This is a genomic window from Desulfonatronum sp. SC1, from assembly GCF_003046795.1.
Classification (GTDB): domain Bacteria; phylum Desulfobacterota; class Desulfovibrionia; order Desulfovibrionales; family Desulfonatronaceae; genus Desulfonatronum.
The window spans coordinates 62002-79337 of sequence record NZ_PZKN01000013.1 but is presented as its reverse complement, the minus strand read 5'-3'; the positions used below and the strand labels follow the sequence as shown (position 1 = coordinate 79337).

16 protein-coding genes are annotated in these 17336 nt (G+C 60.6%); 13 read left to right on the top strand and 3 right to left on the bottom strand.

What is annotated here, in order from left to right:
• Positions 1 to 18 precede the first annotated feature (18 nt).
• Together C6366_RS20025 and C6366_RS09035 are read right to left on the bottom strand one after the other, a co-directional pair.
• Entirely contained in the window at positions 19 to 330 is a 312-nt protein-coding gene (locus tag C6366_RS20025; RefSeq protein WP_233248440.1) for an ORF6N domain-containing protein, read from the bottom strand.
• Complete coding sequence (locus C6366_RS09035) at positions 327 to 1943, bottom strand: sigma-54-dependent Fis family transcriptional regulator (protein WP_233248439.1); 1617 nt, start codon at positions 1941 to 1943, stop codon at positions 327 to 329. The genes C6366_RS20025 and C6366_RS09035 overlap by 4 nt, the downstream gene beginning before the upstream one ends.
• A gap of 283 nt (positions 1944 to 2226) precedes the next feature.
• Between C6366_RS09035 and C6366_RS09030 the strand changes: the two genes are divergently transcribed.
• From C6366_RS09030 to C6366_RS08970, 13 genes are all read left to right on the top strand, one after another.
• Positions 2227 to 3087, top strand: a complete 861-nt coding sequence (locus C6366_RS09030; RefSeq protein ID WP_107737203.1) for an NAD(P)-dependent oxidoreductase — start codon at positions 2227 to 2229, stop codon at positions 3085 to 3087.
• 104 nt (positions 3088 to 3191) lie between these two features.
• Positions 3192 to 4190: a TRAP transporter substrate-binding protein gene (locus tag C6366_RS09025; protein ID WP_107737201.1), complete on the top strand. Its 999-nt coding sequence runs from the start codon at positions 3192 to 3194 to the stop codon at positions 4188 to 4190.
• A 31-nt stretch (positions 4191 to 4221) separates the two neighbouring features.
• The gene (locus C6366_RS09020; RefSeq protein ID WP_199221473.1) at positions 4222 to 4728 is read left to right on the top strand and encodes a TRAP transporter small permease; all 507 of its coding nucleotides are present in this window, start codon (positions 4222 to 4224) and stop codon (positions 4726 to 4728) included.
• Between the two features lie 17 nt (positions 4729 to 4745).
• Positions 4746 to 6056 (top strand): TRAP transporter large permease, encoded by a 1311-nt coding sequence (locus C6366_RS09015; protein WP_199221472.1) that lies wholly within the window; start codon positions 4746 to 4748, stop codon positions 6054 to 6056.
• 48 nt (positions 6057 to 6104) lie between these two features.
• Positions 6105 to 7976: an aldehyde ferredoxin oxidoreductase family protein gene (locus C6366_RS09010; protein ID WP_107737199.1), complete on the top strand. Its 1872-nt coding sequence runs from the start codon at positions 6105 to 6107 to the stop codon at positions 7974 to 7976.
• A 94-nt stretch (positions 7977 to 8070) separates the two neighbouring features.
• Positions 8071 to 8346: a MoaD/ThiS family protein gene (locus C6366_RS09005; protein ID WP_199221471.1), complete on the top strand. Its 276-nt coding sequence runs from the start codon at positions 8071 to 8073 to the stop codon at positions 8344 to 8346.
• A 4-nt stretch (positions 8347 to 8350) separates the two neighbouring features.
• On the top strand, positions 8351 to 9625 hold the full coding sequence (gene larA, locus C6366_RS09000) for a nickel-dependent lactate racemase (protein WP_107737197.1): 1275 nt from the start codon (positions 8351 to 8353) through the stop codon (positions 9623 to 9625).
• A 6-nt stretch (positions 9626 to 9631) separates the two neighbouring features.
• The gene (locus tag C6366_RS08995) at positions 9632 to 10429 is read left to right on the top strand and encodes a ThiF family adenylyltransferase (protein ID WP_107737196.1); all 798 of its coding nucleotides are present in this window, start codon (positions 9632 to 9634) and stop codon (positions 10427 to 10429) included.
• Between the two features lie 175 nt (positions 10430 to 10604).
• The gene (locus C6366_RS08990; protein WP_107737195.1) at positions 10605 to 10889 is read left to right on the top strand and encodes a UxaA family hydrolase; all 285 of its coding nucleotides are present in this window, start codon (positions 10605 to 10607) and stop codon (positions 10887 to 10889) included.
• Positions 10890 to 10892: 3 nt separating this feature from the next.
• Positions 10893 to 12053 carry a UxaA family hydrolase gene (locus C6366_RS08985; RefSeq protein WP_107737194.1) on the top strand — a complete coding sequence of 387 codons (1161 nt, stop codon included), beginning with the start codon at positions 10893 to 10895 and terminating at the stop codon, positions 12051 to 12053.
• 562 nt (positions 12054 to 12615) lie between these two features.
• A complete protein-coding gene (locus C6366_RS08980) occupies positions 12616 to 13746 on the top strand; it encodes an FIST N-terminal domain-containing protein (protein ID WP_107737230.1) in 1131 nt (376 codons plus the stop codon).
• Positions 13739 to 15106 (top strand): ATP-binding protein, encoded by a 1368-nt coding sequence (locus tag C6366_RS08975; protein ID WP_107737192.1) that lies wholly within the window; start codon positions 13739 to 13741, stop codon positions 15104 to 15106. Before C6366_RS08980 ends, C6366_RS08975 begins: the two co-directional genes overlap by 8 nt.
• A 114-nt stretch (positions 15107 to 15220) precedes the next feature.
• Complete coding sequence (locus tag C6366_RS08970; protein ID WP_107737190.1) at positions 15221 to 16027, top strand: class II fructose-bisphosphate aldolase; 807 nt, start codon at positions 15221 to 15223, stop codon at positions 16025 to 16027.
• Between the two features lie 86 nt (positions 16028 to 16113).
• Here the strand turns inward: C6366_RS08970 and C6366_RS08965 are convergent, their stop codons facing one another.
• Positions 16114 to 17220, bottom strand: a complete 1107-nt coding sequence (locus C6366_RS08965) for an alanine dehydrogenase (protein WP_107737188.1) — start codon at positions 17218 to 17220, stop codon at positions 16114 to 16116.
• Between the last annotated feature and the right edge of the window lie 116 nt (positions 17221 to 17336).

The following is a 17336-nucleotide window of genomic DNA, read 5'->3' as shown; positions in this document are numbered from 1 at the left end:
TCTGCCAGTAAATCCCACTCACGTAGGGTCGGCAGGTGTTGCGAGGTGGACATGTCCATGCGCTTGGCTTTCGGGTCCGCTTCTTCCCATGGAAAGATCACGCCAGGAGCGAGCCTGCCCCCCCCACAAAATCCTCATCGAGTGACAATTCAAACAAAAAATCTTCTGGAACCGTTTGATGTTTCTCCTGACGGCCTGTTTCAATGCCCTGGTTTCGGCCTTGTAAAGCTCGGCCAGGGGGTAACCGTTATCCCTGGTTATCCGCCTCAGGAAAGTTGGCCAAGGCAAAGATCGGTCTTCCGCGCTCCATCCACGACATATCCAACTCACCGCATTTTATTCAAATCAATCCCCAGCTTGCGCATGCGATGCTGGAGGGTGGAGCGTGGCAGGCCGAGCAGGGCGGAGGCGCCTTTGGGGCCGGAGACCACGCCGCGGGTTCGGCGGAGCGTTTCCAGGATATGTTGACGTTCCAGGTCTTCCAGTCGTGCCGGACCGTCCAGCGCGGAACGGGTGGACTCCGATGCCGTCCGGGGTGAATCGCTTCCGGAAGCGGCTTCCTCGGAGGAAGGTTGGAGGCTTTCCCGCTTCTGAATGCCGTCGCTCTCTTCGGGCAGGATTTTGCGGATGTCCTCTGTGGTTAATTCTCCGGCAATGCAGTTCCGGAGCAGGATTTTGCTCAGGGCGTTGCGCAGTTCGCGGATATTTCCCGGCCAGCCGTGGTCCAGCAAACAGTCCGTCATCTCCGTGGTCAGGCGCGGTTTAGGCAGTCCGTGCTGTGCGCAAAGCTGGTTGATGAAGAAAGTGGCCAACACCGGAATGTCCTCTCGTCGTTCGCGCAGAGGCGGCAGTTCCAGGGTGCAGGCTGAGAGCCGGTAGTAGAAATCCCCTCTCAGTTTGCCCTCGGCTACGGCCTGTTTGGCGTCCACGTTGGTCGCGGTCACCAGGCGGGCGTCCACGGACAGGGACACGCTTTCCCCCACCCGTTCGAAGCACTGTTCATCCAGAACATGCAGGAGCTTGCTCTGCATCTCCTGGCTCAATTCCGCTATTTCATCCAAAAACAGGGTCCCGTCGTGGGCCAGTTCGATCCTGCCGATCCGCTTGGTGGACGCGCCGGTGAACGCGCCCTTGGCGTGCCCGAAGATCTCACTTTCAAACAGGCTCGTGGACAAGGCTGGGCAGTTGACCCGAACAAAATTCTGTTTTGCCCGCTTGCCTGCCGCATGAATGAACCGGGCCAGATGGGTTTTCCCGGTCCCGGTTTCGCCCAGTAGCAACACCGGGATGTCCAGTTGGGCGACCTTGTTCACCATGGCCATGAATCGCCGCATCTTTGGACTCTCGAAAATGAAGGTCTCGTTGGCTTCGGGAAGCGGACAGGACAAGTGCAAGGGGCTTGGCACTCCTCCCTGTTCCAGGAGTTCCAAGGCCAGCAAGGCTCCTAAGCAGACGGCCACATACGGGCTGAGTTCCAGAAACAACTCCATGATTCCGTAAAGATTGTCCGGCTTGCGCACAAACGAGCAGTGCAGGGTGCCGACGATTTCATCGTTGAGGAGCAAGGGAAAAGCCATGGTCGTGGTTAGCCCGGCCTCGGCCATGGGGTGGAGCACGGATTCGGCGAAATGCTGGGCAATGTCCGTGATCACCACTGGCTTACGCGTGGCGATCACGTGTCCGGCCACGGTGTTTTGCTCAGCCTTGCGCACCGGAGACAGGGAGTTGACCATCGTGCCCTCGGCCGCGGAAAAATAGCTGAGCATTTCGCTGTTGGGGTCATAAAGATTGATGCACAGCCGGTCAAAGTTGAACTGCTGTTGGAGAAGGCGGGAGAGGGATTGGAAAAAGGTCGATCGGGAGGTGGCCCGGGCGAGTTCCATGACCAGTTCCTTGCTCAAGACGTGGGAAACGACGAGACGCTGGGTTTTGCTTTTCTGCACGCTGCCTCTTTTTGCTGCAATGTGGCGGATTGTCCTGAATGGATGCCCATTCCTACCCATAAATGGGCTGTCTCGTCCATATGTGGGCACAAAAAAGATGAAGTTGTTGCGCTGTTAATTGTTTTTATCTTTTTATATCAAGCTGTTAATAGAAATATTACAAAAGGTTCAGCTTGGAATGGTCTTTGCTGTAATGCTTTCGTAAATGCATGTGACGTGGACGCCCGGAGTCCAGTGCGCTTATCACGGAAATAAACCATTTCATCCGACAAAGGAGAGTATCATGCAGATTGGATTCATCGGTGCCGGCCTCATGGGAGGTCCCTTGGCCAGGAACTTGATTCGCGCCGGGAAGGACGTTCTTGTGTACGACCTGAGCGCCGAGGCCATTCAACGGACCCTGGACGCGGGGCCAAGCGGCAAGGCCGCCACGGATATTTCGAATCTGAGCGGTTGCGACGTGGTCTTCTCGAGTCTGCCCCTGCCCCAACACGTCACGGGCGTGATGCTCGGAGACGGCGGCCTGTACGCCAAAATGAAAAAGGGGGCCACGCACATTGAGCTGTCCACCATCGATCCCGGCACATCCAACGAGTTGAAGGCCGCGGCTGAGAAGCACGGCCTGGGCTACATCCAGTGCACCCTGGGCAAGACCCCGGCCCATGCCGAAAAGGCCGAGGAGCCCATGTTCATCGGCGGGGACAAGGCCCTGGTGGACAAACTCGGCGACATTTTCAAGATCATCGGCATTCCCAGTTACGTGGGCTCCGTTGACGCGGCCTGTGCCGTGAAGTTGATCTCCAACATGATCGGGATGACCAATCTGGCCGTCCTTGCCGAAGGCATCCGGGTCGGGGACAAGGCCGGACTGGATCGCAAGTTGCTGCTGGAACTGCTCACGGACACCGGCGCGCGCAGCTTTCAGATGGATGTCCGCGGCCCGTGGATTGCCAATGACGACTATGCGCCGCGCTTCGGCCTGGATCTGGCCCTGAAGGATGTTCGCCTCGGTCTGGAAATGGCTCGGGCCTGGGGTCAGGATTTGAAAGCCATGGAAGCGGCCCTGGAATACTACAAGCAGGCCAGCGCCGAGGGATTCGGCAAAGAGGACTGCAATGCGGTGATCAAGGCCGTCGGCAAGTAGGGACCTGCCCCGCCTGTCTCTTGCTGACAATGGCGAAATTCCGGATCGGCGCGTGCCGGTCCGGTGGAAAGGCATAGCAACCCCCCAACCGAAGGAGAGACGGAATGAAACGAGTGCTTCTGACCATCGTGTCCCTGGCCCTGTTGTTTGGCGCATTCCCGGCGTCAGCGGCCGACTACCCGAGCATGACCATCCGGGCGGCCACGGCCAACCCTGACGGCAGCCTGCACGTCACGGCCATCAACAAATTCAAGGAAATCGTGGAGGCCGAATCCGACGGCAAGATCAAGGTCCAGACCTTTTACGGAGGCTCCATGGGCGACGAGCAGGCCAATGTCCGCCAGCTGCGGACCCAGGAAATCCACTTGGCCGTGTTGGCCGTGGGCAATCTGACCCCTTTCGCTCCTCAGGCAAATATCTACTACCTGCCCTACATGTTCCCGGGCATCGACACGGCCTACACCCTGCTCAGCGATGAAGCATTCAACGCCAAGATGGCCGACAAGATCGCCCAGCAGAGCGGCACCCGGCCCTTGTCCTGGCTGATCGGCGGGTATCGGCATCTGACCAACTCCGTGCGCCCGGTGACCACCATCGACGACCTTCAGGGGTTGAAGATTCGGACCCCCCCGGTGGAAATTCAGATGGAGAGCTTCCGCTCCTGGGGCGTGGAGCCGCATCCCTTGGCCTGGACTGAGACCTTCAACGCCTTGCAGCAGGGAGTCATCGACGGCCAGGAAAACCCTCACGCCGTGAACCGGGATCAGAAATTCTGGGAAGTCCAGAAGTACATCACTCAACTGCACTATCTGCTCTGGGTCGGCCCGATGCTGGTCAGCGAGGCCTGGTTTCAGGGTTTGGATCAGCCCGTGAAAGACCTGATCACCAAGGCTGCCGCTGATGCCGCTCGATATGAGTGGGAATGGGCCGCGGAGCAGGATCAACTCGCTTTGCAGGCGTGCCTGGACAACGGCATGGAATTCCATGAGCTGGAAGACGAGGACGTCTGGATGGAGCGAGCCCGAGGTTTGTGGCCCAAGTTCCACGAACAGGTGGGCGGCGAGGAAGTGATCAACGAGGCCCTGGCGGTCATGGCCGACTAATCAAAATCGTCGAACAAGGAGGCAGGCGGCCATGTTTTTGAAAAGTCTACGTTACGTCTATGACAATTTCGAGGAAGTATTCTGCGCCCTGAGCGTGGGGACCATGGTCGCCTGTCTGATGATCCAGGTCGGGGTGCGCTGGGCCACCGGGTCCGGCATGGCCTGGACCGAAGAGCTGAGCCGGTATTCCTTTTTGTGGACGGTGTTCGTGGGCGCGGCCCTGGTGGCCAAGCACGGCACCCACGTGCGGATCACGGCCCAGTACCTGCTCATGCCCCTGAAAGTCCGCTTGGCGTTTCGGATGTTCACGGACCTGCTCTGGGTCTGCTTCAACCTTTATATTGCCTGGTTGAGCTGGAACGTGATCCAGGGCAATTTGCTGTTTCCGGAACTCTCGCCGGTCCTGGGCATTGTCCGGGCCTATGTGGAAATGATCATTCCCTTCGGCTTCGTCTTGATGAGCTGGCGGATCATTGAAGGCTACATCACGCATTGGCGGCGGGGGACGCTCCTGTCGTTGGTGGAACAGGTTCAATAGGATAAGGAGGAGACGACATGGAAATCAGTGTCTTGGCAATGGTCCTCCTGTCCCTGGGAGCCATGTTCCTGTTGGGCATGCCCGTGTTCATGAGCCTGGCCGTGGCTTCGGCCGTGGCCCTGATCTACGGCGGGTATCTGCCCATGTCCGTGATCCACAACTCTATTTTTGACGGCCTGAACATATTCCCTCTGCTGGCCATTCCCTGCTTCGTGATCGCCGGAACCCTAATGGAATATGGCAATATCACCAAACAGATCGTGGACGTGGTCAAGCAGTTGGTGGGCCGGATGCACGGCGGCCTGGGCGTGACCACCATCCTGGCCTGCACCTTTTTCGCGGCCATTTCCGGGTCCGGTCCGGGTACGGTGGCCGCGGTGGGCACCATCCTGGTCCCAGCGATGATCCGGAGCGGCTACAGCAAGGATTACGCCGCGTCCGTGGCCTCCTCGGGTGGAACCATCGGATTGCTGATCCCGCCCAGCAACCCGATGATCATCTACGCCATCCTGGGCAACGTCTCGGTCACGGCCATGTTCACCGCCGGCTTTCTGCCCGGATTCATCGTCGGCTTTTCCATGTGCATGACCGCGTGGCTGGTGGCCCGAAGAAAAGGGTTCGGTAGCAATGAGGATATTCAACCCTTCAATCTCGGCAATTTTCTGCGCACCTGCCTGAAAAGCTTTTTCTCCCTGATCACGCCGGTGATCATCCTGGGCTCCATCTACACCGGGCTGGCCACGCCCGTGGAAGCCTCGGTCCTGGCCATTGCCTGGGCCCTGTTCGTCGGATTCGTGATCAACCGCGCCCTGACATTCTCCGCGGTTTACAAATCACTGCTGGAAGGCTCCCTGATCTGCGGCGCGGTGCTGCTCATCGTGGGCACCTCCACCCTGTTCGGTCGCATCCTGACCTTCGAAGAGGCGCCGCAGCGTCTTGCCGCATTGGTCCTGGGGGTTTCCGAAGATCCGTTCATGGTTCTGATGATGATCGTCGGCGTGCTGGTCATCCTGGGCATGTTCATGGAAACGCTGTCCACGATCATCATCCTCGTGCCGGTGCTCATGCCCATGATCCACATGCTGGGCATTGATCCGATTCACTTCGGGGTGGTCCTCGTGCTGACCAACCAGGTGGCCTTGTCCACGCCGCCACTGGGGGTGAACCTCTTTGTGGCCTCGCGAATAGCCAATGTTTCGGTGGAGCGGATCGCGGTGGGGGTGCTGCCGTATCTGGTGGCTCTGTTCGCCTGCATCTTGTTGATTTCCTTTTTCCCGAAAATCTCCACCATCTTGCCCGAAATCTTCCTGGGGTACGTCGCCAGATAACAGTACGCAACGAACCCGGAACGAAAACAATACTCAAGGAGTCCGCACATGCCGTTTGGTTACAATGGAAAAATTCTCGTCGTGGATCTGACCAATCAAACCTGGTCCGTGGATGAGCATGACGAGGCCTGGTATCGCACTTACTGGGGCGGCGGAGCCCTCGCATCCTGGTACATGCTCAAGCACATTCCGCCCAAAGCTGATCCCTTGGGACCGGACAACGTCCTGGTCTTCGCCGCATCCGTGCTGTGCGGGTCCGGCTTGTCGGGCTTCAACCGCTACACCGTCTCGGCCATGAACCCCTTGACCAGTGGTTTCGGTGAATCCGAGGCAGCCGGGTACTTCGGACCGGAGCTGAAGCATGCCGGATTCGACGCTGTGGTCTTCACCGGCAAAGCCCCCAAACCGGTCTATCTGTGGATCAACAAGGGCCAGGTGGAGCTGCGGGACGCCGGTGGGATTTGGGGGCTGGAAAATGCTCCGGCCCTGGATGCCATCCGTGAGGAGCTCCAAGAAGCATCGGAAGGCAAGAAGGTCCGCATCGCCTCCATCGGGCCTGCCGGGGAAAACATGGTCCGCCTGGCCTGCGTGATCAACGAGCTGGCCCATGCCAACGGCCGCTGCGGCATGGGCGCGGTGATGGGCTCTAAGAACCTGAAGGCCGTGGTTGTTCGCGGGGACGTGGAAAACATGACCCTGGCCGACCCGGAGGCTCTCAAGGAACTGAACAAATGGCACCGGGCCCGCATCGTCGAGCATATGCCCTCGGTGAACATGCGTAAGTTCGGCACTGTCCAGCACCTGATGGCCCAGCAGAACTCCGGCATTCTGCCCACCCGCAACTGGAAGGACTGCCAGTTCGAGGACGCGGCCAAACTGGGCTGGGACGGCTACGAAAAGATCCAGGACGGTACGCACACCTGCTACAAATGCTCCGTGGCCTGCAAGCGCAAGGTGAACAACACCTCGGAGAAGCGCTACGGCGGACCGGAATACGAAACCCTGGCCGCCCTGGGCTCCATGTGCGGGGTGGGCGATCTGGACGCGGTCTGCAAGGGCCATGAACGCTGCAACGCTCTGGGGCTGGACACCGTGGGCACGGGCGCGGTGGTGGCCATGGCCATGGAACTGGCGGAAAAGGGCATTCTGACCGCCGATGACTTGGGCGGTAGGGCCATCACCTTTGGCGACGGCCCCGGCATGCTGGAGCTGGTGGAGAAGATCGCGTCTCGTGACGGGATCGGCGACATTCTGGCCGAAGGCGTCAAGCGCGCGGCCCAGCGCATCGGCAAGGGCGCGGAGAAATACGCCTTTCACGTCAAGGGCCAGGAACCGGCCTTTCACGATCCCCGGGGCAAGACCGGCGTGGGTTTGGGTTTCGCATTGTCTCCCACCGGAGCGGACCACATCGAAGCCCCACATGAAGTGCCCTTTCAGGGCGAGGGCGTGAAGCTGGTCAACCCGCTGGGCATCTTCGTCGCGCCTCAGGCTTTGGACAACGGGCCGGACAAGGTCCGCTACTTCATTGCCGGGGAAAAGACCTGGGCCATGAACAACACCCTGGGTCTGTGCAATTTCGTGGTCGCTCCCCTGTTTTCCATGACTTACGACAAGCTGGGCGAGGCCGTGGAGGCCATCACCGGTTGGCGCACCAGCCTGCATGAACTGATGCTGGTGGCCGAGCGCTCCATAGTCCTGGCCCGGATGTTCAATGTCCGCGAGGGCATGACCAGCAAGGACGACAAGCTCTTCCGGCGGATGTTCGAGCCGCTGCCCGACGGCGTGCTTAAGGGCCAGACCATTGACCCGGATTCTTTCCAGCAGGCCGTGGATCTCTACTACGCCATGATGGGCTGGGACGAGAACGGTGTGCCGAGCAAGGGGACGCTGTACAGGCTGAGTTTGGATTGGCTGGTGTGAGGGGAGAGAGTTCAGAAAACAGAAGTCAGAACTCAGGAGTCAGGATTGAGAAGGCGTGGGGGAGTATGGAGTGCGTCTCTGCGGAGGAAAGGGAATGATGGGCGATACTGGACAAGGAGCAGGGCGAGCCGGTGAAGCGGAGGTGACGGTCAGGGTGCGGCTGGAGTCGATTCTGGCGGATCATGCTCCGGCGAATCCGGAAGCGTATCCGATTCCGGAAGGCTGCACCCTAGCGGAGCTGATTCACCAGTTGGGACTGCGTGAGGATCAGGTGATGTTCGCCTTTGTCAACGGTCACATGGCCACATTGCAAACCAGACTTCCGGACAAGGCCTCTGTTTCGCTTTGCCCGTACATTTGCGGCGGATGAGATCATGGAGATTCAGCTCAAGTACGGAAAAGGAACCAGAACGCTTCGGCTGCCGGACCAAGCCGAAGTGGTGGTGATGACCCCCCGGGATCTGCCGGTGATCGGCGATTCAGCCGTGGCCCTGCACCAAGCCCTGGATGCCCCAATGGACGCCCTGCCCCTGGAGCAACGGCCCATGCCCTCAAGTGTGGCCATTGCCGTTCCGGATGAGACCCGCCCCGCGCCGTTGAAAAAGCTGCTCCCGGTGCTGCTCAAGCGGATTTTTCAAGTTTGGCCGGAACTGCGCTCGGAGAACGTGTCCGTGGTGGTGGGCGGCGGGCTGCATCCGGCCCCGGACGAGGCTCAGATGGCCCGCATCCTGCCGGAGGATCTGCACGGCTGTGCCGTAGTGGCCCACGACGCCCTGACCTCGCCCATGACCTCCTTCGGGACAACCTCCAGAGGAACACCGGTGGAGGTCAACGCGGCCATCGGCGAGGCGGACTTGAAGATCGTGGTGGGCATGGTCGATCCGCACCAGTTCCAGGGCATGACCGGCGGCTCCAAAGGCATCACGATCGGCTGCGCGTCCAAGGCCATGATCGAGCGCAACCATTCCCTGATGGCCGATCCCGCGGCCCGGGTCGGGAACATCGCGGACAATCCGACCCGGCTGGACCTGAACGAGGCCGGGCGGATGATCGGGATCGACCTGGCCGTGAACATTTGTCTGAATCCGGCCAAACAGGCCGTGGGCCTGTTCGTGGGAGAATGCGAGGCCGCGCTGCGGGCCGGAGCCGCTGTCACGGAGCAGGTTTACGGTCTGCCCCTGGACCGGCCCTTTGAGATCGTCATCGCATCCTGCGGCGGGGACCCCAAGGACATCTGTCTGTATCAGGCTCAAAAAGGGCTGAACATGGCCTCCCAGTGCGCGGAGGTTGGCGGAAAAATCCTGCTTCTGGCCGCTTGCAGCCAAGGCGTGGGGGACCCGCACTACGAGAACTACGTCCGGCGATTTTCGTGTCCGGTGGAACAGATGCGCGAGTTCGCGGAACAGGGATTTCGCATGGGCGCGCACAAGGCGTTTCTGTTCAGCCGCACCCTGACCCGGTTCACCGTAGTGGTGCACTCGGAACTGGACGCCGAGACGTTGGCCGCGTGCCACCTGACCAAGGGCGAGGCGCAAGCCGCGTTGGACGGGTGGCTGGCAACATATCCGGAAGGCCTATTTCCACGCATTGCCGTGGTGCCCAACGCCAACACCACCTACTTTTATCGGTCCACGGCGGGGGAGGAGTAAGAGGCTATGACGCGATCCGACACGCAAATCCAGCTCACGGACAGCGTCATTCTGGATCGCGCCCGTGCGTCCGGTCGAACGATCCGCCAGGAAGTGCTGCTGGCCCTGGAGCACGGAGAAATGCCCTTGCGCTACCAGCGCAACGGTCAGTGTCTGAGCCCTTCGGATCAGGCCACCTTGGCCCGGGCGCATGTGGTTTTGGTCGGCTGCGGTGGATTGGGCGGCCACGTCCTGGAATCCCTGGTTCGGAGCGGAGTGGGCCGGATCACGGCCATCGACCCGGACGTTTTTGAACCGAGCAATGCCAATCGCCAACTCTTGGCCACAACTCGGACCATGGGCCGGTCCAAGGCTCAGGCTGCCCAGGCCCGAGCCGGGGAGATCAACCCCTTGGTCGAGGTTCTGGCCGTGACCGAGGAAGTGACCCTGGACCGGCTGCACGGGGCTCAGGCCGTGGCCGATTGTCTGGGAGGGGCATTGCATCGCTGCGCTCTGCAAACCATGGCCGCTCAAGCCGAGATCCCCTTGGTTTCCGGCGCGGTGTCCGGCTGGAACGTGCTGGTGGGCAGCACATGGCCCGGTGAACCGGGGCTGGGTGAATTCATGAGCAACGGCGCTGGGCCTTCGGTGGAGCAGCTTCAGGGCAATCCCTGCTCCACAGTGGCCCTGGCCGCCTCCCTGCAAGCAACGGAGCTGATTCATATCCTGCTCGGGATTCCCTCCGCGTTGCGCGGCAACCTGCTGATGGCCGACTTGCTTGAAATGCGTTTCTCCACGGTCAGCCTGCATACCCGGGACAGTTGATATTTCTTTGGCCAGACCCAGGGCACGGCCAAGGGCGTCGCGAGACGACGCGGCTTCACCGGTGGGTGAGGCGTTGGAACATTATGGAAAGGATGGAGCCGGATGGCCGGCAGGAGAGTGGGGCGTAACGCCCTACTCGCGGGAATGATGTATCAACCACTTGAAGGAGGCCAGTATGGCTATCGATTATCTTGTGCACGAAGCCGCGGACGGCGTGGGCGTCGTTGTGGTGGAGGGAGTGAAGGCCGGTCAGGAGATCACCGGTTGGGTGATGAAGGAAGATCAGACTGTCAAGACAAAGGTCCTCAATGACATCCCCATCGGCCACAAGCTGGCTCTGAAGGATTTCGCCGTGGGCGACACGGTCATCAAGTACAACACGGACATCGGAAAAGTGGTCGCGCCCATCAAGAAAGGCGAACATGCCCACGTTCACAACATCAAAACCAAAAGGTGGTAAATCATGGAGACCAAGTTTCTCGGATATCGTCGTGAAAACGGGCGGGTGGGAGTGCGCAACCATGTGATCATCCTGCCCCTGGACGACCTGTCCAATTCGGCCTGCGAGGCCGTGGGCAACAACGTCAAGGGCACCCTGGCCCTGCCCCACGCCTACGGCCGATTGCAGTTCGGCGAGGATCTGGAACTGCACTTCCGGACCCTGATCGGTACCGGCTCCAACCCCAACGTGGCCGCTGTGGTGGTCATCGGCATTGAGCCCCAGTGGACCAACCGGGTCGTGGAAGGCATTGCCAAGACCGGCAAGCCCGTGACCGGATTCGCCATCGAGCAGAACGGGGATTTCAACACCATTTGCGCCGCGTCCCGCAAGGCCATGGAATACGTGCAGTGGGCCAGCGAAATCCAGCGCACCGAGTGCGACGTAAAAGAGCTGTGGGTCTCCACCAAGTGCGGCGAGTCCGACACCACGTCCGGCATCGCCACCAACCCCACGGTGGGCAATGCCTACGACAAGCTTTACGAACAGGGCGCGACCCTGCTTTTCGGCGAAACCACGGAGCTGACCGGCGGCGAGCACCTGGTGCTGGAGCGCTGCGCCAACGACGAGGTGCGCAAGCAGTTCCAGTACTTCTTCGACCGCTACGCCAAGGTCGTGGACGACAACAAGACCAGCGACCTGTCCGATTCCCAGCCCACCAAGGGCAACATCGAGGGCGGCCTGACCACCATCGAGGAAAAGGCCCTGGGCAACATCCAAAAGATCGGGACCAAGGCTCCGGTGGTCGGCTGCCTGGACAAGGCTGAGACGCCCACCGGCCCCGGCCTCTGGTTCATGGACTCCTCCTCCGCGGCCGCGGAAATGGTCACCCTGTGCGCCGCCGCCGGCTTCGTGGTCCATCACTTCCCCACGGGCCAGGGTAACATCATCGGTAACCCGATCCTCCCGGTGATCAAGCTCTGCGCCAACCCCCGGACCCTGCGGACCATGAGCGAACACTTCGACGTGGACGTGTCCGGCCTGGTGCGCCGGGAGATCAATATGGATCAGGCCGGAGACAAACTCATCGACATGACCCTGCGCACGGCCAATGGCCGCCTGACCGCCGCCGAAGCCCTGGGACACCGGGAGTTTATCTTCACCCGGTTGTACGAGAGCGCGTAACCAGCCTATAATCAGTTCAAATCAGCACGGGGCGACGGTTTATACCGTCGCCCCGTTTTTTATTGAGGCCCTGCATGACGCTTTGCAAACTCTCCCAACGCCTTCCCCCCGGAAGTGTTGAACGTTGAAGAGACCCGCAGTGGGGATGCAGCATGGAGCCATGGAACCGATTTTCAAAAGAAACACGAACGTTCGCCGAACCATAGCCAATGGCCCCCTAGTGGGCAATTTTGACTTGTCATTATCTCGCGCCTGAGATATTCAGCAGTGCCCTTAGGTCTGTAAGTGTCTGTATATAGATTGAAAATTGACGTTTTTGAGATCCTCATCACTTCTCTTTCAAGTTTTTTCCTCAATGCCCACCTTCATCCATAACGATCTCGAATTGATCAATTCGGCATTTGACTCGCTCTTGGTGGATGTTCTCACCGAATTGGAGCACCTTTACCGGTGGTTGAAGCCACCGGCTATACGACGAAATCTCTTGGGATTATGGAAAATCATTCTTTTCCACTAAAATCCGGAAACGGTGATGGAGGCAGAACCAAAGGGGGATCAAAAAATGCCTGAGAATCACTGGAACAGGGCCGTTCGTCGAGGATTTAGCGTTCACGCCGACGCACGTCGGGCTGTTGACGATCTGGCCGGTCAGTTGGGTGGAGTGGAGTTGAACGCGGTGGCTTTTTTCTGCAGCCCTTCCTACGACCTGGACGTCTTGGGCAGGTCCGTGCGGGAGCGCTTTGACTGTCCGGTGGTCGGCTGCACCACTGCCGGAGAGATTGTCGCTGACAAGGGGTACGTCCGGGACAGCCTGGTGGGCGTCGGCTTTGCCTCGCCGGATATCGCCATGACCCCCGTGTTCATCCCCTCGCTCACGGATTTTTTGGGCCAGGGCGATCCCACGGCTTTTCAGCAGTTCGGATCGGCCAGGATGGGCAAGCGTTTCGCTTTGATGCTCATTGACGGGTTGTCGTTGCTTGAAGAACGTGTGGTCTCCGCTGTGCAGGGACATCTGCCCGGCGTTCCGCTGATCGGGGGCTCGGCCGGGGACGGGCTCAATTTTCGACGGACCTACGTCTATCACGAGGGCCGTTTTCATGACAATGCCGCAACCGTGGCTCTGTTCACGACTACATTGCCTTTCAAGGCCTTTCGTATCCAGCATTTCGTGCCGTCCGAGGCTAAGCTGGTGATCACCGAGGCCGACCCCGGCTCGCGCACGGTGATGGAAATCAACGGGGTGCCGGCAGCCGAGGAATACGCCCGAATTGTAGGCGTGTCGGCGGCTGAGTTGTCGCCGGAGGTCTTTGCCGCGAATCCGGTCATGGTGCGCATCGGGGGCGAATATTTTGTCCGGTCCATTTGCAGGGCCAATTCGGACGGCAGCCTGACCTTCTTTTGCGCCATAGACAACGGCCTGGTGCTGACCCTGGCCAGGGGAGTGGACCTCCTGGAGAACCTGGAAATTCAACTGCATGAGTTGGCCCGAGACATTCCGGACATCCAGCTTATTCTGGGGTGCGACTGCATTTTGCGGCGCATCGAGGTGCAACAGCGCCAGGAGGACCGGCATCTCGCTGAACTCCTAAGCCGTTTTCCCTACATCGGGTTTTGCACGTATGGAGAACAGTTCAACGGGATTCACGTCAACCAAACCTTGACCGGTCTGGCCCTGGGAGGCGGCGGTGTCTGATTGTACCAATGAACTGGAGCGGGAAGTCGCGCGACTGCGCAAGGTCAACCAGGTTCTGATGGATCGCGTGGAACGCTCCGTTGACAAAAGCGGCAGCGATTTTGGCCTTTTTGAGCACAATATTCTGCTTCAAAAGCATGTCGAGGCGCGTACCGCCGAGTTGGGGAAACTACAAAACGACCTGTACCAGGCCCAGAAGATGGAAGCCGTGGGTATTCTTGCCGGGGGCGTGGCCCACGACTTCAACAATCTGCTTCATGTGATGCGCGGCAACATCGAACTGCTGGCTCGCGACATGTCCATAGGTTCCCAGGGCAGGGAGCGCCTCAAAGCCGTGATCCGCTCCCAGGACCGCGCCGCCGAGCTGGTCCGGCAGCTGCTGCTCTTCAGCCGCAAAGCCGAATCCTGCAAGGTTGCGGTGGATGTGAACCGGGAAGCGCGTGAGGTGGTCCGGATGCTGGAGCGGACCATCCCTAAGATGGTCTCTCTGGAGCTTCATCTCGCACCGAAAATCGGACCGGTATCAGGGGATCCGGTGCAGATCGAGCAGGTTTTGCTCAACCTAATCAACAACGCCGTGGACGCCATGCCTGAGGGGGGCAGGTTGGTCGTCGAAACCTCCAGCGTGGATTTGGACCAGGACTTTGTCCAACTCCACGCCGACGCGGTCGCTGGTCCACACGTGTTGCTGACCGTCACGGATACGGGATGCGGCATGGACTCCGCGACGCTCAAGCATGTCTTCGACCCCTTCTTCACCACCAAAGGAGTGGGCCAGGGCACCGGTCTGGGGCTGGCTTCGGTTTACGGGATCGTCAAGGGGCACGGGGGGCATATCCATTGCTGCTCGGAGTCGGGCCGGGGCGCGACGTTCCGAATCTATCTTCCGGTCGCGGACCCGGTCGAAGAGACGCCCAAGGACCAGGAGCCCGAACCTCCTCTCCGAGGCGGCGGTGAGACAATTCTTGTGGTGGACGACGAGGCTGATATTCTGGAGCTGACCAGAGAGGCCCTGGAGGATATGGGCTTCACCGTGCTCGGCGTGGCCAGCGGGGAAGAGGCTCTGGATGCGTTCCATAAGCACCGGCCGACCATTGACCTGATTTTGCTGGACCTGAACATGCCCGGCATGGGCGGTCACAAATGCCTGCGCGAACTCCTGCATCTCGACCCGGCGGCCTGCGTGCTCATCGCCAGCGGCTACTCGGCTCATGGACAGGCCAAGCAAGCCCTGGCCTCCGGAGCCAAGGGATACATCGGCAAGCCGTATCGGCTTCGAGAACTGGAAGCCAAGGTCCGGGAGGTGCTGGACTACTCTGGCCCAGATGCGCCAGGATGGGGCCATACAGGCCATTTTTAATCGCTGGAACGTGGAGTTGCCGCTCTACGTCATCCCCCCCGGCACCATGAAGGTGCCAAGCCCCCCCAGGCCCTCGGAACCTGGATTTCCACTCCCCTCTGCACGAGGTAGTTCATGCCGCTTTGCAATCTCAGCCAATGCCTGAACACCCTCCCCCCGGAAGCGGCGGTAGGCTGTTTCAGCGTCTATAATCTGGAAAGCCTTCTGGCCGTGGTGGCTGCGGCGGAGGCGGAGGGCAAGCCCGCCGTTGCTTCCCTGGATGGGCATGACCTGGGGCATGGCAAATTCGGTCCCCTGGCCCACGCCGCCTTGTTCATGGCCCGGAACGCGGTCGTGCCTGTGGCCGTGCATCTGAACCACGGCCGGAGTCTGGCCGGAATTCGGGAAGCCTTGGAGCTGGGCCTGCCGACGGTGATGTTCGACGGTTCCGGCCTGGCCATGGAAGAGAATGTTCGGCTGACCCGCGAAGCCGGTGAACTGGCCCACGAAGCCGGGGCCGAGATCGAAGGCGAATACGGCCCACTCCTCGTTCAATTCGAGGATCTGCCTTCAGTGCTGGATTTTCTGGAGCGGACCAAAGTCGACTTTCTGGCCTTTTCGGTCCCCAAGGGGCTCCCTCATTCCGAATACTCCGAACGCATCTCCCTGCTGGCCGAACTCGCCGTCAGGACGCCCGCCTCCGTGGTCCTGCACGGAGCCAGCCGCTTGCCGGAAGATTTGCTGCTTCAAGCTTTGCGCCAGGGAGTGCGCAAGATCAACGTGCATACGCAAATACTGCGTGCCCTGGCTCGGGGGATTCGGCGGGGACAGAGCCGGGAGAGCGCGGAGAATCCCCTGGTTTGGCTGGAAGCGGCCGCCGAGGAAGTCCAATGCGTGGTGCGCGAGCGTATCCGACTTTATTCCGGTCTTTCCGGGCCATGAGCCCTGCTTGACGTCTACTTCGGACTCGGAGCGCCGCTGGATGGCGCTCCGAGTCCGTGCCGGGCGTCTGCTTCGTTGGGCCGGGATTACGCCGGTTGGGCCTCAAGCCAGGTTTGCACCGGGGTGAAGTCCCGCTGCTGGTAGCGGGCCGCTTCTTCCAACAGGAGCGTTCCCCCGGCGCAGGTCAGACCCCGGGCCAGCCAGGGGTCGTCCTTGCAGGCCTGGACCACGCCCTTGCCCGCGATGGCCAATATTTTGTCCAGCAGGGCTTCGCCGTACCCGGCCGAGGCCGTGACCGGGACAGCGCCCGGGATGTTGTCCACGCAGAAATGGCGCACCCCGTCCACCTCGTAGACCGGATCGGCCCATGTGGTGGGGCGGCTGGTCTCGATGGCCCCGGCCCGGTCGCAGGAAATGTCCACGATTACGGCCCCGGGCTTGAGTCGGCCCAGCATTTCCCGGGTGATCAGGTGGTCGGGCCGCTCCTTGGGCCAGAGCACGCAGTTGACCACCGCGTCCACATCCTCCAGGTGGCGTTCCAGCTCGGTCACATCCCCCACAAGCAGGTTCCGGTCGTGCCAGTCCAGGGCCGCGGCCTTGCGCGCGCCCTCGAAAACATCCAGTCCGATCACCGTGGCCCCCAGCCCCAACAGGGTGCGCACGGCCCCGCGTCCCACGTTGCCCAGCCCCAGAACCAACGCCTTCAGAGCGGGTTCTCCGAAGTGGCCCATGAAATGCCGCCCCGTGCCGCCGTAGGTCGCCAGGCACAGCCGCACGGCCTCCAACGCGCCCACTTCTCCGGCCAGGACGCAGTTGGGCGAGCCGAAGCGGTGCGTGTTCTCCGCGGATATCGCGATCAGGCCGACCCGGAGAAAGACGTCCAGCTCCTCCTTGTTCATGGCCGCGTGGATGTTGGTCAGGATGATATGTTCAGGCCGGAGCAGCGGGTACTCCGGCGGCAGAACCTCCTTGACCTTGACGATCAACCGGGCCGAGTCGAAAATTTCCTTGGCCGTCGGCAGCACCGTGGCACCGACCGCCTCGTAATCCTGGTCTGAAGCGCGGGCCAGCAAGCCCGTGCCGGATTCCACGAGCACGGCGTGTCCGGCCCGCGTCAGTCGTTGAACCTGTCTGGGCAGCAGAGCCGCCCGTCCTTCCTGGGGTTTGATTTCCTTGGGAATGCCGATCCGCATTGTTTCCTCGCGAAAGCGTCGTTGACGGTTGATGTGGTTGGGCGTACGAAGCCCGGATTTTCAAGTCTGATATGTAACGCGGTTCCCCCCGCTGCTACCCCGGCGGCTTCCCCCGT